The organism is Ruminococcus sp. 1001713B170207_170306_F1 (assembly GCF_015668065.1).
Lineage (GTDB): Bacteria > Bacillota > Clostridia > Lachnospirales > Lachnospiraceae > Blautia_A > Blautia_A faecis.
The window spans coordinates 1-22,195 of the sequence record NZ_JADPEX010000017.1; the positions used below are offsets into that span (position 1 = coordinate 1).

At 44.0% G+C, this 22,195-nt stretch carries 19 protein-coding genes and 7 tRNA genes; 20 read left to right on the forward strand and 6 right to left on the reverse strand.

The features are described from left to right. Nucleotides 1-401 precede the first annotated feature (401 nt). Nucleotides 402-584 carry a hypothetical protein gene (locus I4V84_RS19650; RefSeq protein ID WP_207748657.1) on the forward strand — a complete coding sequence of 61 codons (183 nt, stop codon included), beginning with the start codon at nucleotides 402-404 and terminating at the stop codon, nucleotides 582-584. A 286-nt stretch (nucleotides 585-870) separates the two neighbouring features. On the opposite strand, the gene I4V84_RS11105 is transcribed toward I4V84_RS19650, so the two are convergent. Continuing rightward, a complete protein-coding gene (locus I4V84_RS11105) occupies nucleotides 871-2,355 on the reverse strand; it encodes a tagaturonate reductase (RefSeq protein WP_118579823.1) in 1,485 nt (494 codons plus the stop codon). A gap of 109 nt (nucleotides 2,356-2,464) precedes the next feature. Further along, nucleotides 2,465-3,946: an altronate dehydratase family protein gene (locus I4V84_RS11110; RefSeq protein WP_195991993.1), complete on the reverse strand. Its 1,482-nt coding sequence runs from the start codon at nucleotides 3,944-3,946 to the stop codon at nucleotides 2,465-2,467. A gap of 256 nt (nucleotides 3,947-4,202) precedes the next feature. On the opposite strand from I4V84_RS11110, the gene uxaC reads away from it, so the two are divergent. The 16 genes from uxaC to ade all read left to right on the forward strand — a co-directional run bounded on the left by uxaC (nucleotide 4,203) and on the right by ade (nucleotide 14,026). Beyond that, entirely contained in the window at nucleotides 4,203-5,609 is a 1,407-nt protein-coding gene (uxaC, locus tag I4V84_RS11115) for a glucuronate isomerase (RefSeq protein ID WP_195991995.1), read from the forward strand. Nucleotides 5,610-5,668: 59 nt separating this feature from the next. Continuing rightward, the gene (locus tag I4V84_RS11120) at nucleotides 5,669-6,676 is read left to right on the forward strand and encodes a LacI family DNA-binding transcriptional regulator (RefSeq protein ID WP_118579814.1); all 1,008 of its coding nucleotides are present in this window, start codon (nucleotides 5,669-5,671) and stop codon (nucleotides 6,674-6,676) included. 127 nt (nucleotides 6,677-6,803) lie between these two features. Continuing rightward, nucleotides 6,804-7,121, forward strand: a complete 318-nt coding sequence (locus I4V84_RS11125) for a rhodanese-like domain-containing protein (RefSeq protein ID WP_195477704.1) — start codon at nucleotides 6,804-6,806, stop codon at nucleotides 7,119-7,121. Between the two features lie 143 nt (nucleotides 7,122-7,264). Next, on the forward strand, nucleotides 7,265-7,807 hold the full coding sequence (yfcE, locus tag I4V84_RS11130; RefSeq protein ID WP_118579808.1) for a phosphodiesterase: 543 nt from the start codon (nucleotides 7,265-7,267) through the stop codon (nucleotides 7,805-7,807). Nucleotides 7,808-7,824: 17 nt separating this feature from the next. Then, on the forward strand, nucleotides 7,825-9,006 hold the full coding sequence (locus I4V84_RS11135; RefSeq protein ID WP_148461759.1) for a class I SAM-dependent RNA methyltransferase: 1,182 nt from the start codon (nucleotides 7,825-7,827) through the stop codon (nucleotides 9,004-9,006). After that, nucleotides 9,003-9,593, forward strand: a complete 591-nt coding sequence (locus I4V84_RS11140) for an XTP/dITP diphosphatase (RefSeq protein ID WP_195991997.1) — start codon at nucleotides 9,003-9,005, stop codon at nucleotides 9,591-9,593. The genes I4V84_RS11135 and I4V84_RS11140 overlap by 4 nt, the downstream gene beginning before the upstream one ends. Continuing rightward, nucleotides 9,590-10,069, forward strand: coding sequence for a metallophosphoesterase (locus I4V84_RS11145; protein ID WP_148461758.1), 480 nt, complete (start codon nucleotides 9,590-9,592; stop codon nucleotides 10,067-10,069). The genes I4V84_RS11140 and I4V84_RS11145 overlap by 4 nt, the downstream gene beginning before the upstream one ends. Before the next feature lie 288 nt (nucleotides 10,070-10,357). Further along, nucleotides 10,358-10,432, forward strand: a tRNA-Pro gene (locus tag I4V84_RS11150). Nucleotides 10,433-10,465: 33 nt separating this feature from the next. Next, nucleotides 10,466-10,536 (forward strand) — tRNA-Gly (locus tag I4V84_RS11155). A 20-nt stretch (nucleotides 10,537-10,556) separates the two neighbouring features. Further along, a tRNA-Arg gene (locus tag I4V84_RS11160) sits at nucleotides 10,557-10,630 on the forward strand. Between the two features lie 5 nt (nucleotides 10,631-10,635). After that, nucleotides 10,636-10,709 (forward strand) — tRNA-His (locus I4V84_RS11165). 9 nt (nucleotides 10,710-10,718) lie between these two features. Further along, nucleotides 10,719-10,790, forward strand: a tRNA-Gln gene (locus I4V84_RS11170). A gap of 8 nt (nucleotides 10,791-10,798) precedes the next feature. Next, nucleotides 10,799-10,871 (forward strand) — tRNA-Lys (locus I4V84_RS11175). 62 nt (nucleotides 10,872-10,933) lie between these two features. After that, nucleotides 10,934-11,014: transfer RNA gene (locus I4V84_RS11180), tRNA-Leu, on the forward strand. 301 nt (nucleotides 11,015-11,315) lie between these two features. Beyond that, nucleotides 11,316-12,074 (forward strand): RNA polymerase sigma factor region1.1 domain-containing protein, encoded by a 759-nt coding sequence (locus I4V84_RS11185; protein WP_195379512.1) that lies wholly within the window; start codon nucleotides 11,316-11,318, stop codon nucleotides 12,072-12,074. Between the two features lie 254 nt (nucleotides 12,075-12,328). Beyond that, nucleotides 12,329-14,026: an adenine deaminase gene (gene ade, locus I4V84_RS11190; protein WP_195991999.1), complete on the forward strand. Its 1,698-nt coding sequence runs from the start codon at nucleotides 12,329-12,331 to the stop codon at nucleotides 14,024-14,026. A gap of 152 nt (nucleotides 14,027-14,178) precedes the next feature. On the opposite strand, the gene I4V84_RS11195 is transcribed toward ade, so the two are convergent. From I4V84_RS11195 to I4V84_RS11210, 4 genes are all read right to left on the reverse strand, one after another. After that, the gene (locus tag I4V84_RS11195) at nucleotides 14,179-16,824 is read right to left on the reverse strand and encodes an ABC transporter permease (RefSeq protein ID WP_195992001.1); all 2,646 of its coding nucleotides are present in this window, start codon (nucleotides 16,822-16,824) and stop codon (nucleotides 14,179-14,181) included. Between the two features lie 15 nt (nucleotides 16,825-16,839). Continuing rightward, the gene (locus I4V84_RS11200) at nucleotides 16,840-17,511 is read right to left on the reverse strand and encodes an ABC transporter ATP-binding protein (RefSeq protein ID WP_195992003.1); all 672 of its coding nucleotides are present in this window, start codon (nucleotides 17,509-17,511) and stop codon (nucleotides 16,840-16,842) included. A 135-nt stretch (nucleotides 17,512-17,646) separates the two neighbouring features. Next, nucleotides 17,647-18,546 (reverse strand): HAMP domain-containing sensor histidine kinase, encoded by a 900-nt coding sequence (locus I4V84_RS11205; RefSeq protein WP_195992005.1) that lies wholly within the window; start codon nucleotides 18,544-18,546, stop codon nucleotides 17,647-17,649. Further along, complete coding sequence (locus I4V84_RS11210) at nucleotides 18,539-19,216, reverse strand: response regulator transcription factor (RefSeq protein ID WP_195477712.1); 678 nt, start codon at nucleotides 19,214-19,216, stop codon at nucleotides 18,539-18,541. The genes I4V84_RS11205 and I4V84_RS11210 overlap by 8 nt, the downstream gene beginning before the upstream one ends. A gap of 589 nt (nucleotides 19,217-19,805) precedes the next feature. On the opposite strand from I4V84_RS11210, the gene hflK reads away from it, so the two are divergent. From hflK to I4V84_RS11225, 3 genes are all read left to right on the forward strand, one after another. Beyond that, nucleotides 19,806-20,756, forward strand: a complete 951-nt coding sequence (gene hflK, locus I4V84_RS11215) for an FtsH protease activity modulator HflK (RefSeq protein WP_195992007.1) — start codon at nucleotides 19,806-19,808, stop codon at nucleotides 20,754-20,756. A 37-nt stretch (nucleotides 20,757-20,793) separates the two neighbouring features. Continuing rightward, nucleotides 20,794-21,657: a protease modulator HflC gene (locus I4V84_RS11220; protein ID WP_118579775.1), complete on the forward strand. Its 864-nt coding sequence runs from the start codon at nucleotides 20,794-20,796 to the stop codon at nucleotides 21,655-21,657. Between the two features lie 62 nt (nucleotides 21,658-21,719). Then, entirely contained in the window at nucleotides 21,720-21,992 is a 273-nt protein-coding gene (locus I4V84_RS11225; protein WP_118579773.1) for an acylphosphatase, read from the forward strand. The last annotated feature ends 203 nt before the right edge of the window (nucleotides 21,993-22,195 follow it).

Sequence of the window (22,195 nt, forward strand, 5' to 3'; positions counted from 1 at the left end):
ACAGAACGAAGAGCCAATGGCAAGTTAAGATGGGGAAAACCTCATTTTAACTTGTACTAAATCTTGACATAGTACCACTGTTTTTGAAGAATTTGAGTGAGGGTGGTTAAAAGCTGCCCTCATTTTTGCGTCGGAGGAAACTGATTTGGGTACTTGAAATGCAATCTTGGGTATATTTTGGGTACGGAGGGTAAATGTTACAGAAATATTACAAGAACGGTGTACCCCAAAACCCCGCAAACCCGCATAAATCCAAAGAGAAACACCCGGTAGGGGAGCTACCGGGTGTTTCGAGGGGAGTATAAATAATTAAATAAGGGGTTATGTAAAAAAATTTTTGAAGGGTAAATTCTTTTACAAAGCCAATTATAATATAAATTGGAAAAAAAAGCAATATCATTTTGATGAATATTCTTTCTGCAATTGGTTACAATACACAAAGTAATCTGAAAACAGCTGCTGGGTGCGGAACAGAACGCGAACAGCGGCATTCAACAGGAGGAATACTCAAATGGCAAAAAATTATGAGTCTGAAAACAAGAACAGCAAAAATTCAACAAACAGATCTTATGAAAATGAGATGAATTCTCAGGATTGCAAGAATTCTTACTCAAAAAACAGCAGCAAAAACAAGAGTCGTAATTCTTACGAGTCTGGGGAAGATACTACTTCCAGATATTAAAATATTTTAAGAAAGGGCGCAGGGTCTGTTGACTCTGCGCCCATGTTGGGAGGTTTAATGTATGCCGGAGGTTTTTGATGAGCAATGCGGAAGGAAATCCAGAGCCTTTTTCAGACACGCTCTAACGTTGCACGCGTCCTGCACCGTCGCTTTCAATCATGGAAAGAACTTATGATTCAGTAATATATTTAAGCCAGTGCTTTCATTACTTCATACGCACCATTTTCACGGATCTGAGTTAAGTAATTGCATACAGCTGCTTCAAATCCGGAAATCTGTGTCAGATCTTCGCCCCAGAAGGAAGTATTGGTGCAGACTGCATGAACAAGATCCGCTGCGGAATCATCTTTATGTGCAAGGTAGAATTCGAGAACTGCTTTGTCATCTTTTACAGTGTATTCATTAGCTGCTCTTTTGGCTGTAAGTCCGTCTTCGCTCATAGCATATCCGTTATAGAATGCAATGTAGAAGGCGAAAGAAGCTGTGATGCATGCAGGAAGTGTACCTTTGCGTTCAACATATTTTTTGAGTGACGGCATAACACGTGCTTTCCATTTGGATGTAGAGTTCAGAGAAATGGAAAGAAGAGCGTGATCGATAAATGGGTTTTTGAAACGTTCTGTAACAGCAGCGGCAAAATCTTTGAGCTCTGCTTTTGGAAGGTCCAGAGTAGGGATGATCTCATCATAAATAGTTTTGTTCATAAATCCACAGATCACATCGTCGTTCATGCAGTCTCTGACAATATCCTGTCCTGCAAGGTAAGCACCCAGTACAAAGGAGGTATGAGCACCATTTAAGATACGTACTTTTCTCTGCTTGTATGGTTTGTGATTGTCTGTGATCAGGATTGGAAGGTTCGCTTTGTCAACCGGGAATTCGTCTTTGATTGACTGAGGTCCTTCGATTACCCAGAAGCCGAAGATTTCACCTGTGTCGATCAGGTTATCTTTATAGCCAAGTTCTTCACAGATTGCAGCAGCTTCATTTCTTGGATAACCTGTTACAATACGGTCTACAAGTGTAGAGCAGAAGATGTTTTCAGCTTTGATCCAGTTGATAAAGTCTTCACCAAGATTCCACTGTTCAGCATATTTTAATACACATTTTTCAAGCTCTTTTCCATTATCATCGATCAGCTCACAGGAAAGAATGATAAATCCTTTGCCGGCTTCCTGACCGAATTTCTGGAAACGGCGATACATAAATTGAGTAAGTTTTCCAGGATAGCTGCCAGCCGGAACATCAGTAAACTGACAGGAAGAATCATAAGTAATTCCGGCTTCTGTTGTATTACATGCGATAAAACGGAGGTCCGGGTTATCTGCACATGCGAGAACTGCTTCAAAATCCTTATATGGATTGAGACAACGGCTTACACAGGAGATAACACGCTTTTTATTTATTTTTTTGCCATCCTGGAATCCACGGAGAAATAAGGTATAAAGACCCTCTTGTTCGTTGAACCTGTCATCGAGATCTGGAGCGATTGGCTGGCACAGAACAACTTTGGAGTTGAATCCGGCTTTTTCGTTTAACTCATCTATAAAATAATCTACAAATGCACGGAGGAAGTTTCCTTCACCAAACTGAAGTACACGTTCCGGCGCTGATTCAAGAAGGTATCCATCATAGCCCTGTTCTTTTAAAACAGCATAAGATAATTTTTTCATTTTCATTTTTCCTCATATATAATGATATGAGTGTTAAAAGGTCTTTTGACACTCATTTGATATCCGGATTGCTACGCAGATACGCTGCTTCCGCAATTCGATTTATGTTTTATAAAGTAACGCCCTGTTTGAAGATTGCCATATCATGGAAACCTGCTTCTTCGGATTTTGATTTCTTTCCGGATGCAATCTCAAGGACAAAATCCAGAAGATTTTCTGAAAGCTCATCAAGAGGAGTATCATTTACCATGACTCCACAGTTGAAATCAATCCAGTTCTGCTTCTTTTTTGCAAGCTGGTTATTTGTGGAGATTTTTACTGTAGGTACAGGACTTGCAAATGGTGTTCCGCGTCCGGTGGTAAAAAGTACAATGTGTGCACCGGATGCAGCAAGGGCAGTAGAGGCGACAAGATCATTGCCAGGTGCACTCAGCAGGTTTAATCCTTTTTCCTTTACAGGTTCTCCATAAGAAAGAACTCCCATGACAGGTGCACTTCCGGATTTTTGCGTACATCCGAGAGATTTATCTTCCAGACTGGAAATACCGCCTTTTTTGTTTCCAGGAGAAGGATTTTCATAAATGGTCTGGTTGTGACTTTTAAAATAGTTTTTGAAATCGTTGACAAGGGCAACTGTCTGGTTGAACAGATCCTCTGTCTCGCAGCGGTTCATAAGTAATTCCTCAGCGCCGAACATTTCAGGAACTTCTGTAAGAATTGTAGATCCGCCCATAGAAATCAGTTTGTCAGAAAATGCACCAACAGTAGGGTTTGCCGTGATTCCGGAAAAACCATCAGAGCCGCCGCATTTCATACCGATCACCAGTTCAGATGCACTGATTGGTTCACGTTTAAATGAGGAGGCATAGGAAATCAGTTCTTTGACAGTTTCAATACCATCACGGATCTCATTTTCACATTCCTGGGCAACGAGAAAACGTACACGCTCAGGATCATAGTCCCCGATAAATTTCTTTAATTCATCGATGTTGCTGTTTTCGCAGCCAAGTCCAAGAACCAGAACACCGCCTGCATTGGGATGGTTCACTAAATCAGCAAGAATCTGACGTGTGTTATTCTGATCATCACCCATCTGGGAACATCCGTAAGGATGTGGAAAAGCACAGACACCATCAATCTGATCTGTCATGTACTTCTGTGCGGCTCTCTCAATAGCAGATGCGACATTGTTAACGCAGCCTACTGTAGGAATGATCCAGATTTCATTGCGTACACCAACACCACCGCTTTTTCTGCGATAGCCCTGGAAGAACTTTGGATCCCGGTGTGGGAGCTCTGTGATAGTTTTGTTATATGTATAAGTAAGAAGATCTCCCAGCCCTGTTTTTAAATTGTGAGTATGAATCCAGGAACCTGCAGAAATTTCTGCGGTTGCATGTCCAATGGGATTACCATATTTAATAATGGAATCACCAGGCTTGAGACTTTTTAATGCAAACTTGTGTCCCTGCATGATGTCTTCTGTAAGAGTGAGTGTGGAATTATCAAGTTCGATCACAGTGCCTTTCGCCAGAGGCTGAAGCGCAACGGCTACATTATCTGAAGGATTAATTTTAATAAAAGATTTCAAGAAATCAACAACCTCCTTTATGTGAAAATAATATATGTAAGAGCTTACATTAAAATTACATCAACAAAACGGGAACGTCAATAGGAAATGGAAAAAAAGCTGAAAATGGTAAAAATACACAATATGTAGTGCAAAAATTTGTCTGTTCTGCAAATACTTCATGAATTGAAAATGACATTTATTTGTCGTATACTGTAAATAAAATGTAAGACCTTACATTTCTCGGAATGGATAGAAGGAAGAGGAGAATTACTTTATGAAAGCATTTATGGACAAAGATTTTTTACTTTCAACAGAAACTTCAAAAAAATTATATCATGAGTATGCAGAGACAATGCCAATTGTAGATTACCATTGCCATATCAATCCTCAGGAAATTGCAGAGGACCGTAAGTTTGAGAATATTACCCAGGTGTGGCTTGGTGGCGATCATTATAAATGGCGTCAGATGAGATCAAATGGAGTAGATGAGTACTATATTACTGGTGGTGCCAGTGACCGTGAAAAATTCCAGAAATGGGCAGAAACTCTTGGGAAAGCAATCGGAAATCCGCTCTATCACTGGAGCCATCTGGAATTGCAGAGATATTTCGGATATACAGGATATCTGAACGGAGATACAGCTGAAGAAGTGTGGAACCTGTGCAACAAAAAGCTTCAGGAAGATGATATGTCTGTAAGAAACATTATCCGCAAGTCCAATGTAAAATTAATCTGCACAACAGATGATCCGGTAGATGATCTGAAATGGCATAAAGTTCTTGCAGAGGATGACAGCTTTGAGGTGAAAGTGCTTCCTGCATGGCGTCCGGACAAGGCAATGAATCTGGAAAAACCGGAATATCCGGAATACATGAAAAAGCTTTCACAGGTCAGTGGCGTTGAAATTGCTGATTTCGCAGATCTGAAAGAAGCCCTTCTTAAGAGAATGGAATTCTTTGCACAGATGGGATGCAGCGTATCTGACCATGCACTGGAATATGTTATGTATGCGCCTGCAGCAGAAGAAAAAGTAAATGAGATCTTTAAAAAGAGACTGAATGGCGAAAGCATTTCAAGAGAAGAAGAAATGATCTTCAAGACAGCTTTTATGCAGTTTGTTGGAAAAGAATATCATAAAAAGAACTGGGTAATGCAGATCCATTATGGATGCAAGAGAGACAACAATGCATTTATGTATGAGCAGCTCGGACCGGATACCGGATATGACTGCATCAATAACTATGCGCCAAGTGCTCAGACAGCAGATTTCCTGAATTCTCTGATCGCATCAAATGAACTTCCAAAGACAATCCTGTACTCCCTGAATCCCAATGACAATGAAGCAATTGGAACAATCCTTGGCTGCTTCCAGGGAACAGAGGCAGCAGGTAAAATTCAGCAGGGAAGTGCATGGTGGTTCAACGATCACAAAACCGGTATGATCGCACAGATGACATCACTTGCAAATCTGGGACTGCTTGCAAACTTTGTTGGCATGCTTACTGATTCAAGAAGCTTTTTGTCCTATACCAGACATGAGTATTTCCGCAGAATTCTTTGCGAGCTTATTGGCGGATGGGTGGAAAATGGAGAATATCCGGCTGATTATAAGACTTTAAAGGAAATCGTGTGTGGAATTTCATACAATAATGCAGTAGACTATTTTGGGTTTGACCTGTAAAATGATTGATATCAGAAAGCTTATTTTCTATTATTACCAGAACGAACAGGAGAACGATAGTGAATATATATGATATTGCAAAGCTGGCAAATGTTTCCATCGCAACAGTATCCAGAGTGGTCAATAACAGTCCGAAAGTCAGCCCGAAGACAAAAGAAAAGGTTCTTGCGGTTATGAAAGAAAATGAATACACGCCGAATGCGTTTGCCAGAGGCCTTGGTCTTGGGTCGATGAAAACAGTAGGAATCATCTGTCCAAATATTGACGATATCTATATGGCAAAAGCAGTATCTTATCTGGAGCAAAATCTTCATGCTCATGGATATGACTGTATTCTTGGCTGCAGCGGATTTAAACAGGAAGAAAAGGAGGATTATGTCAGACTCCTTTTGTCTAAGAAAATAGACACGCTGATACTGGTTGGTTCTACATATGCAGGAAATGGTAAAGATGAATCTGACACAGATTATATTCGGGAGGCAGCGGAACAGGTTTCCATATTTATGATTAACGCAAAGGTTTCAGGCGATAATATTTACTGCACCTATGCGGATGATTTTCAGGCTACTTATGAAGTGACGAAAGCCTTTATTCGGAGAGGAAAAGAGAAAATTCTTTTTATGTATGATTCAGAATCCTACAGTGCCAGGCAGAAAATGGCGGGATACGAAGCTGCATTGCAGGATGCCGGATATCCCATTCGTGGAAATCTGAAATTCAAGACCAAAAATGACATTGAATATACGCGGGATATGCTGCTTGAATACAACCGGACCCTCGATTTCGACAGCGTCCTTGCAACGGAGGATGGAATTGCAATCGGAGCAGTAAAGTATGCAAAGATTAAGGGACTGGCGATTCCTGAGGAACTGGCGGTCGTCGGATATAATAACTCAATTCTTGCAATCAGCAGTGATCCTGAGCTTACATCGGTGGACAGTAAGCTGGGCGTGATGTGCAAAAAGACAGTGGAACGGATGATAGACCTTCTTGAGAGAGAAATACAAATTGAAAAGAATGTGTGTGTTCCATGCGAAATAGTCCGCAGATGTACAACGGATTTCTGATCTTGTTTCATATTTAACCGAATCAAGTAAGTCCCCTGCGGAGGTTGCGAAAAGCAATACTTAAAAAAGGTGCATTTTGGCACCTTTTTTGTATTTGCGGATATACTGATAAAAAAGGGGATTTTCCATGTTTCCTGTAGAGCCGATTTCCGGAAAAATGCTGGATTATTATGTTGGACGGAAGGATTCCTTTATCATAGATTTAAGAGATGCAAAAGAGTATCATAACGGACATATAAGGGGAGCGGTAAATGTGCCATATGAGAAGTTTGAAGAAATGCAGACATATGATTTTCCAAAAGGGAAAATACTGGTGCTGTATTGCGACCGGGGCGGGGCAAGTCTTCAGGCGGCCAGGATTCTGGCGCGAAATGGATATAAGACAAAAACGGTGATCGGGGGAATGAAGGAGTACAGAGGGAGAAATCTGATATGCGATATATGAGAAAAAATTCAAAAGAGTACTATCTTGTAATTTCCATCAAGGCATGATAATGTAAAGAAGAAAAATGTCCTTTTCATGAGGTTATGTAAACCGAAAAGGAGAGAGACAATTCGAACACTAAAAACAGAGGAGAAACCAAGTTTATGAAATATATGTTTGCTTCTGACATCCATGGTTCTGCTTACTATTGCAGGAAAATGCTGGATGCTTTTGAGAAAGAAGGGGCAGAGCGCCTGGTTCTGCTGGGCGATCTGCTTTATCACGGACCAAGAAATGATCTGCCAAAAGAATATGCACCTAAGCAGGTAATTCCCATGCTGAATGCCATGAAAGACAAAATTTATGCTGTGCGCGGTAACTGTGAGGCAGAAGTGGATCAGATGGTTCTGGAGTTTCCGGTGATGGCAGATTACTGTATTCTGTCAATTGACGGCAAGACACTTTATGCGACGCATGGACATGTTTATAATCAGAATAACCTTCCGCCTTTATGCGAGGGAGATATTCTGATCCATGGTCATACCCATGTGCTGAAAGCAGAGCAGATGGAGGGATACATTCTTTTGAATCCGGGTTCCGTATCCATTCCGAAAGAAGGAAATCCGCCTACCTATGCGGTGCTTGAGAACGGTGTTTTTTCCATCATGGATTTTGAAGGAAATATTGTAAAAAGCATAGTGCTTTAAGAAGGGAAAAACGGTGAATGAGTACAGAAAGATTTGAACTGATCGCTCCCTGCCATTTTGGCCTGGAAGCGGTTTTGAAAAGAGAAATACTGGATCTGGGATATGAGATCAGCAAGGTGGAGGATGGCAAGGTTACTTTCCTGGCAGATGCCCAGGGAATTGCAGATGCCAATGTTTTTCTGCGCACTACAGAGCGTATTCTTCTGAAGATTGCGGAAGTGAAAGCTGAGACATTTGATGAGCTTTTTGAGGCAACGAAAGCTTTGCCATGGGAACGTTACATTCCAGCAGATGGCAAATTCTGGATTGCGAAAGCCAATTCAGTGAAGAGTAAGCTGTTCAGCCCGTCTGATATCCAGTCTATTATGAAAAAAGCCATTGTAGAGCGTCTGAAGGGCGTATATAACGTGTCCTGGTTCCCGGAGGATGGAGCAAGTTTTCCTATCCGCGTGGCGTTTATGAAGGATGTGGCAACTATTGGAATCGATACTTCCGGTGTTTCTCTTCATAAGAGAGGGTATCGTCAGATGACCGTGAAGGCACCTATTACAGAGACTCTTGCCAGCGCATTGATTATGTTAACTCCGTGGAAAAAGGACAGAAGTCTTGTGGATCCCTTTTGCGGAAGCGGTACTTTTCCAATCGAGGCAGCTATGATGGCTGCAGATATTGCACCGGGTATGAACCGTTCTTTCCTTGCCGAGGACTGGAAGCAGGTTGTGCCGAGAAGATGCTGGTATGAGGCTGTAGAAGAGGCTCAGGACAGAGTAAATCTGAAAATCGAGACAGATATTCAGGGCTATGACATAGATGCTGAGGCACTGAAGGCAGCCAGGGCAAATGCAAAAATGGCAGGGGTAGAAAGCCTGATCCATTTTCAGCAGCGTCCTGTGAAGGAGCTTCATCACCCGAAGCCTTACGGATTTATTATTACGAATCCACCTTATGGTGAGCGTCTGGAAGAAAAAGCAGCTTTGCCGCAGCTTTACCGCGAGATCGGTGAGAGCTACCGCGGCCTGGATAAGTGGTCTATGTACCTGATCACTTCTTATGACAAAGCTGAGAATGACATTGGACGCAAGGCGGATAAGAACCGTAAAATCTATAACGGAATGCTGAAAACATATTTTTACCAGTTCCTGGGACCAAAGCCTCCAAGACGTGCGGCACAGGAAAAGAAAGAGGGCACTGATAAATGAAGAAGATAATTTTTGCAACAGGAAATGCAGATAAAATGAAAGAAATCCGTAAAATCCTGGCAGATCTGGATGCAGAAGTGGTATCTATGAAAGAAGCCGGGATTCAGGCTGATATTGTGGAAGATGGCAAAACCTTTGAGGAAAACGCAGTGATCAAGGCGACTGCCATCAGCAAGCTTACCAGTGATGGCGAAATTGTACTTGCAGATGACTCGGGGCTTGAGATTGATTATCTGAATAAAGAGCCGGGAGTTTATTCTGCTCGTTATATGGGCGAGAATACAGACTATCATATTAAGAATGCAAATTTGATCCAGAGACTGGATAGCGTGCCGGATGAGCAGCGTACAGCCCGTTTTGTCTGCGCTATTGCAGCTGCCTTTCCAGACGGAAGAGTGGAAACTGTGCGTGGAACCATGGAAGGCCGTATTGGATATGAGGAAAAGGGTGCCAATGGATTTGGCTATGATCCTATCTTTTTCCTGCCGGAATATGGCTGTACATCTGCAGAGCTGTCTATGGAAGAAAAAAATAAAATCAGCCACAGAGGAAAAGCTTTGCAGGCAATAAAGGAAGAATTACGATGAAGGTGCTGGTTGTCAGTGATACTCATGGGAGAGATGAGTCACTGGAGATGGCAGTAGCTTTGGAGCAACCCTTTGACTATCTGATTCATTGCGGCGACGTGGAGGGCAGGGAATTTTTTATTGAAGCGCTGGCAGAATGTCCCTGTACCATTGTGGCAGGAAATAATGATTTTTTCAGTGATCTTCCAAGAGAGGATGAGATTTTGCTGGAAGGACATAAGATCATGGTGACTCATGGGCACAATTATGGTGTGTCCATGGATCTTTATGGGGTTTCGGAAGAGGCGGCAGCCAGAGGCTGTGAGATTGTTTGCTTTGGACATACCCATAAGCCAGTGGTGGAGAAGAAAAATGGTGTACTGGTGATCAATCCGGGAAGCCTTTCTTTTCCGAGACAGGAAGGCCGCAGACCAAGTTATGCGGTGATGGAGCTGTATAAAGGGGAAGAGCCGGAAATTGAAATTCGGTATTTGTAACTGAAAAATACCTGTATGTTTGACTGTGGAAATGAAATGTTTTTTGAAATATTTTTTTGAAAATAGTCGAAAAAGAGAAAAATGCAGGTGGTGGAGGGCCTGAAAACCCGCATTTTTAGCGGGTTTTCGGGAATTACATCTTTTTTCGAAAAAAATATAAAAATTTATAAAAAAGGTGTTGACAAATGGGAGACCATATAATATAATAACTCTTGCCTTGAGCGAGAGAAAAGAAATTCTTGAGAGCACAAGGAACGACAACTTCATAGAAATGATGTTGTAAGACATCGGGGTGTGGCTCAGTTTGGCTAGAGCGCCTGGTTTGGGACCAGGAGGCCGCAAGTTCGAATCTTGTCACCCCGACTGCTGTAACAACATTACCGTTTCAGCGTAAATGCGGGTGTAGTTCAATGGTAGAACACTAGCCTTCCAAGCTAGATACGTGGGTTCGATTCCCATCACCCGCTTCTCTGATGAAGAGAGATATGTGTCAGTAGCTCAGCTGGATAGAGCAACGGCCTTCTAAGCCGTGGGTCGGGGGTTCGAATCCCTTCTGACACGCTGTGGTGGGTATAGCGCAGTTGGTTAGCGCGCCAGATTGTGGCTCTGGAGGCCCAGGGTTCGAATCCCTGTATCCACCCTTTGCCTTTGGGCTATCGCCAAGCGGTAAGGCACAGCACTTTGACTGCTGCATTCGCTGGTTCGAATCCAGCTAGCCCAGTCCTATATGGAGCATTAGCTCAGTTGGTAGAGCACTTGACTTTTAATCAAGTTGTCCGGGGTTCGAATCCCCGATGCTTCACTTGCGAATGAGAACCGGAAGCCTTATGATTAGGGCATTCCGGTTTTTTAAATAATATATATGCGGATGTGGCGGAATTGGCAGACGCGCCAGATTTAGGTTCTGGTGTTTACGACGTGCAGGTTCAAGTCCTGTCATCCGCAGGAAATGAGGAATGATCTGGATCGGATTTTCGAGATGAAAATTAGATCTGGGTCATTTTTTTAATTTGTTTGTTGCTGTTCACTGGTAACGTTCCGTGAGGTGTTTTTTGTGAACAAAGTTCACAGAAAACCCGAGAGTTAAGTTTGCGCAGCAAACGCTACTTCTTGTGCTTGTCACAAGAAGGTTCGTCTTTCTGTGCATCGCGAAGCGCGTTACTGTGAACGGAGTGAACAGTAATGCCTTGATTTTACAGGACGGATTTGTTATAGTTTACACAACGAAGAAGCATGGAGGAATAATATGGACGTTATTCAGTTTCAGGAGAAATTAAGGAATATTTGTGAGCTTGGAAAGCAGAATGGAAATATGCTGACGCATGAGCAGATTCGGGAGCATTTTGCAAGTACTGATCTTGAGACCAGTCAGATGTTAAAGGTACTGCAGTATCTGAAACTGCAGGGAATTATGATAGAGGGAGACACTGCCCCGGTGGAGACAGAGGAAGTGGGTGAGACGGAACCGGAGTCAAAAGGAACCAGCACCCCGCTTACTTCAGAGGAAGAAGCATATCTGAAGGATTACCTGGCAGAGGTAAGCAACGGTAAGGAAGTAAGTCCGGAGATGCTTCACACACTGTTTGAGAATCTGGCAGATGGGGATGCCATTGCAGAGGCAGCTCTTACCAGCATTTATCTGCCGGTAGCGGCAAATATGGCCGCAGATATGAACTGTACAGAGATTCAACTTGCAGATTTGATTCAGGAGGCGAATGTGGTGCTGCTTACGGCTCTTTCCGACCCGGAGACAGAACGTAAAGATGATGCTTGGCTACGTCTTCAGCTTCGCAAGGGAATCATCGCTGCCATTGAGGAGCAGACACAGCAGAAATTCCAGGATGATTGTCTGGTAACAAAGGTGGAGAAACTGGAATCGGCAGTGAAGGATCTGACGGACGATGACGGGGAGAACCGTTTTACCATTGATGAGCTGGCGGTTATTCTCGATATGAATGTGGATGAGATCAGGGATATTCTGCGTCTTACAGGAGACGATAAATAATTATGGCAAGTGAAATCCCGGGAAAATTATGGAGATAAGGCTATCCTGTCGGAAATGAAAACAATGCTGCAGAATTGATGGAAGCACCGGAGGTGATTTAAAAGTAAAAATCATCTCTGGTGTTTTTTTGTCTTTTCTGGATGTTTTGAAATTTACATTGAAATTTCACTGTACAAGTGTTACTATCATAAATAATAATCAAAATATTTTTTGCATGTAATAAATATTATTTGACAAATGAAAGGAGGATATATATGAATTTGGAAAAATATCAGCAGTATTCCAGAATTGCAAGAGGTTTGGAAAAGGCAGACCTGGTATTGAAGAATGCGAGGATTGTGAATGTTTTTACGGAAGAGATCATCCGCGGAGACATTGCCATACAGGATGGGATTATAGCAGGAATTGGAAGCTTCCATGGGAAAGAAGAACGTGATCTGGCTGGCAGATATGTATGTCCGGGATTTATTGACAGCCATCTTCACCTGGAATCTACACTGGTTACACCGGCTGAACTGGTAACGGTTGCCTCCAGGCACGGAACCACTACTTTTATCGTGGATCCCCATGAATCAGCCAATGTGTCCGGTTTGGCAGGAATTGATTATATTCTGGATCAAACCGAAGATGTGAAAGCAAATGTATATGTGATGATGCCATCCTGTGTTCCTGCTACTGCCATTGATGATAATGGATGCACTCTTACTGCTGAAGATATGGCTCCTTACCTTCATAACAGCCGGATTCTTGGACTTGGAGAAGTAATGGACAGCATTTCTGTGGTACAGGGCGAGAAAAGCATGCATGACAAGCTGGAGCTGTTTGAAGGCAGAATCCGTGATGGCCACGCTCCGTTTCTGGAAGAGGGGGATCTTCAGGCATATGCCATGGCAGGGATTGCTACGGACCATGAGTGCAGCTTCTTTGATTATGCAATGCGAGAACGGCGGAACGGCCTTACCATTCTCGTAAGGGAAGGCAGTGCTGCCCGAAATCTTGAGGCACTTGTGGGCGGTCTGGTACAGAGACACATGAATGGTGACGGATTCTGCTTTTGCACAGATGACAAGCATATTGAGGATATCCAGCGGGAAGGGCATATTGACCATAACGTGCGAAAAGCTATCCGCCTTGGCATGAATCCGGTGTCCGCTATTAAGATGGCAACCATCAATGCAGCTAATTGTTATGGACTGAAAGACAAGGGGGCAGTGGCACCCGGCAGACAGGCAGATCTTTTGGTTCTTTCGGATCTTGTCAGTGTGACCATAGAAGATGTGTACTTTAAAGGGCAATTGGTAGATGAAAATGCAAAGATTGTTATAAAGCCGTGTGCCCCTGAATTGAAAAATACAGTGCATGTGGCTGAATTTTCCAGAGAGGCATTTCAGCTGGAGTCTGCAGATGGAATCTTTCCGGTGATTCTGGCAGAAGAAGGACAGATTACTACCAGAAAGGGAACTCTGAACGCAGGGAATGGTCCCTGCAAATTCCAGTCCGATGACGATTATCAGAAGATTGCAGTTGTAGAGCGTCATAAGATGACAGGGAAAATCGGCTGCGGCGTGATCGGTGGTTTTGGTATCCGCGGTGGAGCAATTGCGTCCAGTGTATCCCATGATTCCCATAATATTATTGTGATCGGAGATAATGATGAGGACATGGAGCTTGCTGTGCGGGAACTGATGCGTACTCAGGGAGGCTATACGATCGTAGAGAGTCATAAAGTATTTGACACTCTTGCCCTTCCCGTAATGGGACTGATGAGTGATAATGGTTTTGAGAAAGACAATGAGACTCTTGGGCGAATGATCCATAAAGCTCATGAAATGGGTGTGAAAGACGGTCATGATCCGTTTATTACGCTGTCCTTTATGGCTTTGCCGGTTATTCCGCAGATCCGAATTACACCAAGAGGCGTTTTTGATGTGGAAGCGTGGAAGTTTTTATAAGATACCAGGATTGCGGGAGTGCAATACACGAGACGGTTGTCTTGTTTTGAACGAAACCCCGAAACCTATTTAAAAACTGTGACGGAATATAAACCCGTAGATTTTCAGCCCTCTGCCTTTTCATTGGCAGAGGGCCGTTTTTTGCTTAACAGTTATTGAGCATCCCTTAATTGCTCTACAACACTGCATTTCGCTGCGTTGTCATACATCATGCAAGGAATCAGCCACCCCAGCAGAAGAAATACCGGAATTGTCAGCAGGACAGGCAGAATGGTGAATCGATACTCAAAGAACCAGAACATACTGCCCAGCATTTTTCCCGCAAGAGGTCCCACCGCCAGCGACAAAATAAAGGCCGCCGCTACAGAAGACATTGCGTAAAACAACCCCTCGTAGATCAGCATGGTTTTGAGCTGCCGGTTTGTCATTCCTACAGCCTGAAGCACAGCAAATTCACGGCGGCGGGAAAGAATACCGGTCATCATGGCGTTGAAGAAATTTAAGAGTCCCACCAGCCCAATGATAGCACAGAGGATACCACCTATCAGAAGGAACATCTGCCGGAACTGAGCAAATTCAGAGCGAGCCGTGGCCTTGCTTTCATACATCAAGGGCGAAAACTCACCGGCAGTGAGCTTCGATAGATATTGCTCTGCTTCGGCCTCGTCAACTTCGTCCGCTGTGTCGAACAGGTAGAGCATCGGAATGGCTGCACCACCGCTGTCCCTCTGTGCGGTGTCCACAGACAAAACTGCGTCATATCCAATACCACCATAACGATAACTCATGGAATTCGGAAGTTCTACCAAGGCGCAGACCGTGTACTCTACATCTCTGGCTCCATACAATTTTGTCTGAAAGTACTCCTCCGGTGTATCTTCGGTGCGGAGTTCCCCGGTGCGGCTGTCGATATATTTCACATCATCCGCATAGGTAGCGGTAATCGTGTCCCCCACCTTGGGGTAGTATTCAGGATTGAGCAGATTGCCGTAATCATCCAAAGAAACCGCAATGGCAATAGCGTTATTGTTTGGCTCCAGCATAGGAGAAATATCTCCGTCGAGCACTTGCAGCTTGTCAAACAGACTGTTATCCAGAGCCTCGATTCTGGTATCTCCCATCACCATATTGCCCCGGTGCTCCAGACGGCTCATATGGCTGTCCAACTGCTCAGCACTTTCGTACCTTGCATAGTCCTGCCGCAGAGCATCCTCCGTCATCCACAGGTATGCGGGTTTTCGCACAGCATATCCCGTGCCGGAAAGATTGGCCTTTGTGTTTGCTGCGATCTCTTCGATTTGTTCTGGCGTGATGAATTCATCTGCCGGGTTGTAACGGAAATAGTCGGGCGTGCTGACGATAAAATCGGCGCAGGTCATGAAGGATACATACTTCTCCATGCTGAAGCCGCCCACAAAGGCACACAGTGCATTGAACAGCGTCACCGACAGTGCCAGAGACACCACCACCAGCACCGTCTTTTTCTTGTTTCGTCCCAAATTGGCAAAGGCCATCTGATGGAGCTTGGCTCCCCGGGTGCTGCGCTGTTTTTTCTTGGTCTGCATTGCATCCGTATATTTGGTAGCCTCCACCGGAGAGACCTTAGCTGCCATTTTTCCGGGCTTGGAACAGGACAAGAGCACCGTCAACAAGGCGAACAGCATAGAACCAAGGAAGATCACAGGCGATGTGCTGATAGTTGTGATGCCCGCATCCAACTGGGTGGAGCGCAAGACAACAGGAACCAAAACAGCGCCGATGCCATAGCCCAGCAGCAGCCCCGCCGGAATGCCGATCAGACAAAGCAGAAGTGCCTGCTGGCGAATGATGCGTTTGAGCTGCCGGGGCGTTGTGCCAATGGTTTTCAGAAGTCCGTAAAACCGGATATCCCCTGCAACAGAGATCTGAAAAATGTTATAGATGATAAGATACCCCGTGAAAATCACCAGCAGCAAAAAAGCTGCTATGGCGACCATCAGCTCTGGATCGAGCTGTGACTCCAGCTGGGATGAGGTATATCCCCAATTGACGCCGATTCGGACGCTGTTGGGATCGGTATAGCTGTCCCATGTGTAACCAAGATCGGTATCCACCTGCTCCATCTGCCCTTGAATGTTTGTGCCGGAGGCCAGCATGACATTCAAATCGGTGCGGAAAGGCTGTAAACCTGTTTTCACTGCCTGCGCTTCGATGTCATCTGCGTAATCACGGCTGATGTTGATGTAATGAACAGGCATTAGTTCATCATAGTCCCAATAGCCCACCAGCGTAAAGGTATCTGTTACAGTAAAGGCGGTTTGATCCTTGTCCGTAATGGAATAGGAAACCGTGACCTCGGCGCCCAGCTCCGGCGTTACGCCAAGCAGCTGCAAGGCTGCCGTATCCATGGCTACCTCTTTGCCGCTTTCGGGCATCCGTCCGATAGTAGGGGTTGCATAGCTCCATTTAGTGCAGTTGGCATCCATGTAGCTGATCTCTGCCGGTATTTTGACAAAGCCCCCCTCCGCAGCGATACCGATTACCTTCCGTACCCCCGTAGCCTTCACCTTTGGGTGGGCAGCGATGCGTTCCGCCTGCTCGGGAGAAACATCCTTAAAGGTGCCGTGTGCATAGCCGCCTACCTGCCGAAACTGGTAGGTTTCATAGCTGGCGTTCAGTGACAAGACAATGGTGAACATGGAAGTAAATAGCAGCGTTGTCAGCGCAATGGCAAAAATGGCGATCAGATTGCGACGACGGTTCGCATAAAGAGATTTTAAGCTGAGTTTTCGAATACATTTTCGATTTTTGACATTCATCGTAGCCACCTCCCGTTAGTTCTGGGAGACGATCCGACCATCTTCGATACGGATAATGCGGTCTGCCATCTGCGCAATTTCTTCGTTGTGAGTGATCATTACGATTGTCTGGGCGAACTTTTGACTGGTGACTTTCAAAAGGCTCAATACATCCTGGCTGGTTTTGGAATCCAGATTGCCGGTGGGTTCATCTGCCAGAATGATAGCGGGTGCTGCCGCCAGCGCACGGGCAATGGCTACTCGCTGCTGTTGACCGCCTGAGAGCTGATTGGGCAGCGCATCCAGACGGTCGCTCAGTCCAAGCGTCTGCACGATCTGCTGTACGAAATCCTTATTGACCTTGCCACCGTCCAGCTCAATGGGTAGAACGATATTTTCATACACATTCAGCACCGGAACAAGATTATATGCTTGGAACACAAAGCCAATTTTTCTACGGCGGAAGATGGTCAGGGCTTCATCCTTCAGGGAGAAAATATCCTGTCCGTCCACCATGACCGTGCCGCTTGTAGGGCGATCCAGCCCGCCCAGCATGTGCAGCAGCGTGGATTTGCCGGAGCCGGATGTGCCGACAATTGCAACAAATTCGCCCTTCTTTACACTTAAATCAACTCCATCCAACGCATGAACTGCGTTATTGCCGGAGCCATAAATCTTTTTCAGGTTTTTTGCCTGTAAAACTTCCATAAATGAGTACCTCCATGAAAAAATCTGTATGTATGAAAGAAAATGATCCTTTGATACATACAGATTATCGCATAGGAATCTTTCCACATTCTTTCCGGCGGAAAATGAAATCTAACAGTTTTGATAGAATTGTTGTTATTTCGGCAGAAATATGGAAAACGTACTTCCTTTTCCCGGAACGGAAGCAACCTTGATATAACCGCCCTCGCCGGATATGATCTGTCGGGCAAGGTATAAGCCAATGCCGACCCCTTCTTGTTTCTGCACACTATTTGAGCGGTAAAAACGGGCAAATATCTTTGCTTGCTCAGTTTCCGGGATGCCTGAACCGGTATCCGATATATCGATCCTTGCAAACATTTCATAGCTTACAGCAGAAATAGTAATGGTGCCATGCTCTGTATATTTGATGGCATTGTCTACGATATTAGCCAGCGCTTCCGCTGTCCATTTGAAGTCGAATACAGCAAAAGTATCGGTATCCTGCAGTTGCAAAGACAAACCTTTTTCAGAAGCCTTGGCGGCATATTGTTCTACTACGCTTTCAAGCAGAGGCTGCAACGCTACTTGCTGGGGGGCGAGTGAAATGATCCCGTTTTCCAGTCTGGAAAGCTTTACGAGAGAATCGATCAGAAATCGCAGCTTCTCCGATTGTTTATACAGTGCCTCCACATTTGCCTTCGCCGATGCAGGCAGAGTTTCCTCCATCAAAAGCTCGCTGTATAACAGCAGGTTTGAAATCGGCGTTTTCGTCTGGTGGGAAATGTCCGCAATCAAGGATTTGATTTTGTCTTTTTCCTGCGCTATATTTTGAGAAGATGCTTCTGCGGCAGAAAGATAGTGTGCAAACTTTGTTTCCAATGCAGATAGCTGGCTTTCATCAAAATTGGTTTCAGAAAAGGAGCCGGTCATGGCAGCGTCCAGCATCCTTTCGATTTCTTCCATCGTTTTTCTGATCTTCCTCCGCTCCCATAATACAGCAGCTATCGCCGCCAGAAAACATAGCAGTATGATCACAATGCCGGTTTTATTCATCTTTTGTCACCCAGCTATAACCGATTCCGTAGATGGTTTTAATGTATTTCTGTGCGCCAAGCTTATCCCTCAGACGCTTGATCGTAACAGACAAAGCATTTTCATCCACATATTCTGCGCCATCTGTCCAGATCCGGTCGACAAGGTCTCCACGGGTCATGGTTCGGCCTCGGTTTTCAACAAGCAGACGCAGTAATTTTTGTTCTGTTTTGCTCAATTCAACTTTTGAATCTCCCACATAAAAGGTCATAGCCTCAAAGTCAAAGTGAAATAGATCCATATGGAACGGCGCATTTTTATGGTTTGACGCTTGCTTTCGCAGTTGGGTATTCACCCTTGCACGCAAAACCGAAAGAGAAAAGGGCTTGGTAATATAATCATCAGCGCCTCTCTCCAGTCCGTCTACGATGTCCAGATCGGTGTCATTGGCAGTCAGCAGAATAACAGGAATTCCGGGCAGGTTTTCCTTGACCTCCCGAAGCAGCTCAAGCCCACTGCCATCCGGCAGATTGATATCCAGCAGGATCAGGGATACACCGCCGCAAAGCAGCTGTTCCTTCGCCATTTTTAGGTCTTGGCAGGAAATGATCTGCCGAGCATCTGCTTTCAGTGCTTTGCATAAGCCTTGATTCAAACCGATATCATCTTCAACAATCAGTAATTGCTCCATATATCTCACTCCCTCGTTATTCAAATGCCACCATTATTTCCTTGGGCAATTTTTCGTTCTCACAGTTCAGAAGATAGGCTATTGCTCTGTTTGTAAATTTGTTTGTTTTCACTGTATCCCAATCAGCAAGCCGGATGATCTCTGCTGTCTCGTTTTTTTACTTTCTTAATTGTATCATGCTAATGTAAAGAAATCCATATTCTCTGAAAAGTTGTCCTGTTTTTTGAAAAATCGGCATAACCATAGTAGAAAGAGTCAAACACCTGCCAATCACGGCGGGAATGGGGATTTATGGGCGTGGAAGCTAAGATAAGTGAAAAAATATAAAAAACATCTTGATTTTCATGAATACTTATGATATGATACCGCTCAAAGAAAAGGGAGTAGCGGCCATGAAGAGATAAAAGGAAATCCATTTTTTCTGAATGGTGCATAAATGCGTCAGAACGGTAGATGAAACTACCCGCATTATGAGATAATCAGCGAGACTTTTATTTCAGGCATTATAACAGTGCCTGGGATAAAAGTCTTTTTTTTCCCTTTTTGAACGCTTTACAACTATTGTTAGTAAGAGAGATGGAGGAGAAAAATGAATAAGCGAAATGGAAAAATGAAATATCTGGCAATCGGTGCTGCCGGGGTTATAGTGGCAGGGGGATTGGCTCTGGATACAACTTACCAGATTCAGGAGCAGGAACAGGCAGTACTCACAACCTTTGGAGTGCCAAAGGCAGTGAATGAAACGGGATTACATTTCAAAGTCCCTTTTGTACAGCAGGTGCAGAAGGTAAATACCACGATCCAGGGATTTCCAATCGGATACAGTATGGGGAACAATGCGGTGGTGGAAAATGAAGGAATCATGATCACTTCGGATTACAATTTTATTGATGTGGATTTCTTTGTAGAATATCGAATTTCAGAACCTGTAAAATACCTTTACACCTCTGAGCAGCCGGAAGAGATTTTAAAAAATATTGCGCAAAGCTGTATCCGAACTGTAATAGCAAGCTATAACGTGGATGAGGTTCTGACCACCGGAAAAGGAGAAATCCAGAGCAAGATCAAAGAAATGATTTTGAATCAGATGGAGGAACAGGATCTGGGAATTCAATTGGTCAACATAACAATACAGGATTCCGAGCCGCCTACTGAAGAAGTGATGAAAGCATTTAAAGAGGTGGAAACTGCGAAACAGGGAAAAGAAACGGCGCTTAACAATGCTAATAAATACAGGAACGAAAAGCTTCCCGAAGCGCAGGCCCAGGCAGATCAGATTATTCAGGATGCGGAGGCACAAAAACAGGTGAGGATCAATGAGGCAGAAGCTGAGGTGGCAAGATTTAATGCAATGTATGAGGAATATATGAAGAATCCTGAGACCACAAAAATGCGAATGTTCTATGAAACCATGGAAGATGTGTTACCTGGTATGAAGATTGTGATTGACAACGGAAGCGGCGTGGAAAAGATATTGCCGCTGGATTCTTTTGCCGGAGACTGGAAAACAGAAGAAGATACAAGTGAAGAAACTAAGTGAAGTTAAGATAAGTATCTGATAGAAAGGATAAAAAATTATGAAAATGAAAAAAGCGGCACTTATAGCAGGCATTCTCGGAGCAGTAATAATCGGTTCTTCCATAACTATAACCCAACAAAATGAATACAAGCTGATCCGTCAGTTTGGTAAAGTTGACAGAGTGATCTGCGAACCGGGAATCAGCTTTAAAATTCCATTGATAGAAAGAACACAGTCTTTACCAAAGGAAACGTTGTTATATGATTTGGAAGCATCTGATGTGATTACCAAGGACAAGAAAACCATGATCAGTGACAGCTATGTTTTGTGGAGAATTACAGATCCACTTAAATTTGCACAGACTCTGAACTCTTCTTTGGAAAACAGCGAAAGCCGAATTAATACGGCCGTATATAATGCCACAAAAAATGTGATCAGCAGTCTTTCCCAGGACAGAGTGATCACAAGCCGGGACGGAGAATTATCGGATATGGTGATGGAAGCCATTGGAGATAATATGGAACAATATGGAATAGAGCTGATTAAATTTGAAACAAAGCAGCTGGATCTGCCGGACGATAATAAGGCTGCTGTGTATGAGAGAATGATCTCAGAGCGTGATAATATTGCTGCTACATATAAAGCAGAAGGTGATTCAGAAGCAAAAGTAATCCAGAACAAGACAGATAAGGAAGTGACCATTCAGATTTCAGATGCGAAGAAGCAGGCTGAGATTTTGAAGGCAGAAGGGGAACAGGAATATATGAAAATTCTTTCCCAGGCTTATGGGGAAGATGAGAGAAGTGAATTTTATTCCTTCGTAAGAAGTCTTGAAGCACTGAAAGCTTCTATGCAAGGAGAAAACAAGACCGTTATTTTGTCATCGGATTCCCCGATTGCTCAGATTTTTGAGGGAAAATAATAAAAATTCTTGCATCTGCCGGTATTGACGTATATCATAAGGTACATAAGGAGTGACAAAAGATGGCGATAGTAAGAAAACACATATATTTTTCCGGGCAGGTGCAGGGAGTTGGATTTCGTTACCGTGCCAAAAATGCGGCGAGAGCCAATGATCTTACCGGCTGGGTGGACAATCTGTGGGATGGCAGAGTGGAAATGGAAGTCCAGGGAGAGCTTTCCGGAATTGAGCGTATGATTCAGGAAATCGAGATGGGAAGTTTCATCCGGATTGAGAATTATCAGATGGAAGACCTGCCTGTGGATGAAAGGGAGTGGAGCTTTTATTCGAAATAAAAAGGGATGCCAGGAGCAATGGGAATTTTGCTTCTGGTATTTTTTTGTGTAATAGGAATATTACGGAGTAATTTCCTATTACACAAAAAACGCTCCGCGAGCAAATAGCAAAGCGGATATTGAAAAAACAGGATTGACATTCAGAAACATGCCCCTTATAATTAGTTCGTGCACGAACAGTTCGAACCCGAACAGTTCGCACA

What these genes read in the sequence shown, in the direction of transcription:
- I4V84_RS11105 (WP_118579823.1), bottom strand. Translation starts at nt 2,355, where the DNA reads ATGAAAAAATTATCTTATGCTGTTTTAAAAGAACAGGGCTATGATGGA.
- uxaC (WP_195991995.1), top strand. Translation starts at nt 4,203, where the DNA reads ATGAAAGCATTTATGGACAAAGATTTTTTACTTTCAACAGAAACTTCA.
- I4V84_RS11125 (WP_195477704.1), top strand. Translation starts at nt 6,804, where the DNA reads ATGTTTCCTGTAGAGCCGATTTCCGGAAAAATGCTGGATTATTATGTT.
- yfcE (WP_118579808.1), top strand. Translation starts at nt 7,265, where the DNA reads ATGAAATATATGTTTGCTTCTGACATCCATGGTTCTGCTTACTATTGC.
- I4V84_RS11135 (WP_148461759.1), top strand. Translation starts at nt 7,825, where the DNA reads ATGAGTACAGAAAGATTTGAACTGATCGCTCCCTGCCATTTTGGCCTG.
- I4V84_RS11140 (WP_195991997.1), top strand. Translation starts at nt 9,003, where the DNA reads ATGAAGAAGATAATTTTTGCAACAGGAAATGCAGATAAAATGAAAGAA.
- I4V84_RS11145 (WP_148461758.1), top strand. Translation starts at nt 9,590, where the DNA reads ATGAAGGTGCTGGTTGTCAGTGATACTCATGGGAGAGATGAGTCACTG.
- I4V84_RS11185 (WP_195379512.1), top strand. Translation starts at nt 11,316, where the DNA reads ATGGACGTTATTCAGTTTCAGGAGAAATTAAGGAATATTTGTGAGCTT.
- ade (WP_195991999.1), top strand. Translation starts at nt 12,329, where the DNA reads ATGAATTTGGAAAAATATCAGCAGTATTCCAGAATTGCAAGAGGTTTG.
- I4V84_RS11195 (WP_195992001.1), bottom strand. Translation starts at nt 16,824, where the DNA reads ATGAATGTCAAAAATCGAAAATGTATTCGAAAACTCAGCTTAAAATCT.
- I4V84_RS11200 (WP_195992003.1), bottom strand. Translation starts at nt 17,511, where the DNA reads ATGGAAGTTTTACAGGCAAAAAACCTGAAAAAGATTTATGGCTCCGGC.
- I4V84_RS11205 (WP_195992005.1), bottom strand. Translation starts at nt 18,546, where the DNA reads ATGAATAAAACCGGCATTGTGATCATACTGCTATGTTTTCTGGCGGCG.
- I4V84_RS11210 (WP_195477712.1), bottom strand. Translation starts at nt 19,216, where the DNA reads ATGGAGCAATTACTGATTGTTGAAGATGATATCGGTTTGAATCAAGGC.
- hflK (WP_195992007.1), top strand. Translation starts at nt 19,806, where the DNA reads ATGAATAAGCGAAATGGAAAAATGAAATATCTGGCAATCGGTGCTGCC.
- I4V84_RS11220 (WP_118579775.1), top strand. Translation starts at nt 20,794, where the DNA reads ATGAAAATGAAAAAAGCGGCACTTATAGCAGGCATTCTCGGAGCAGTA.
- I4V84_RS11225 (WP_118579773.1), top strand. Translation starts at nt 21,720, where the DNA reads ATGGCGATAGTAAGAAAACACATATATTTTTCCGGGCAGGTGCAGGGA.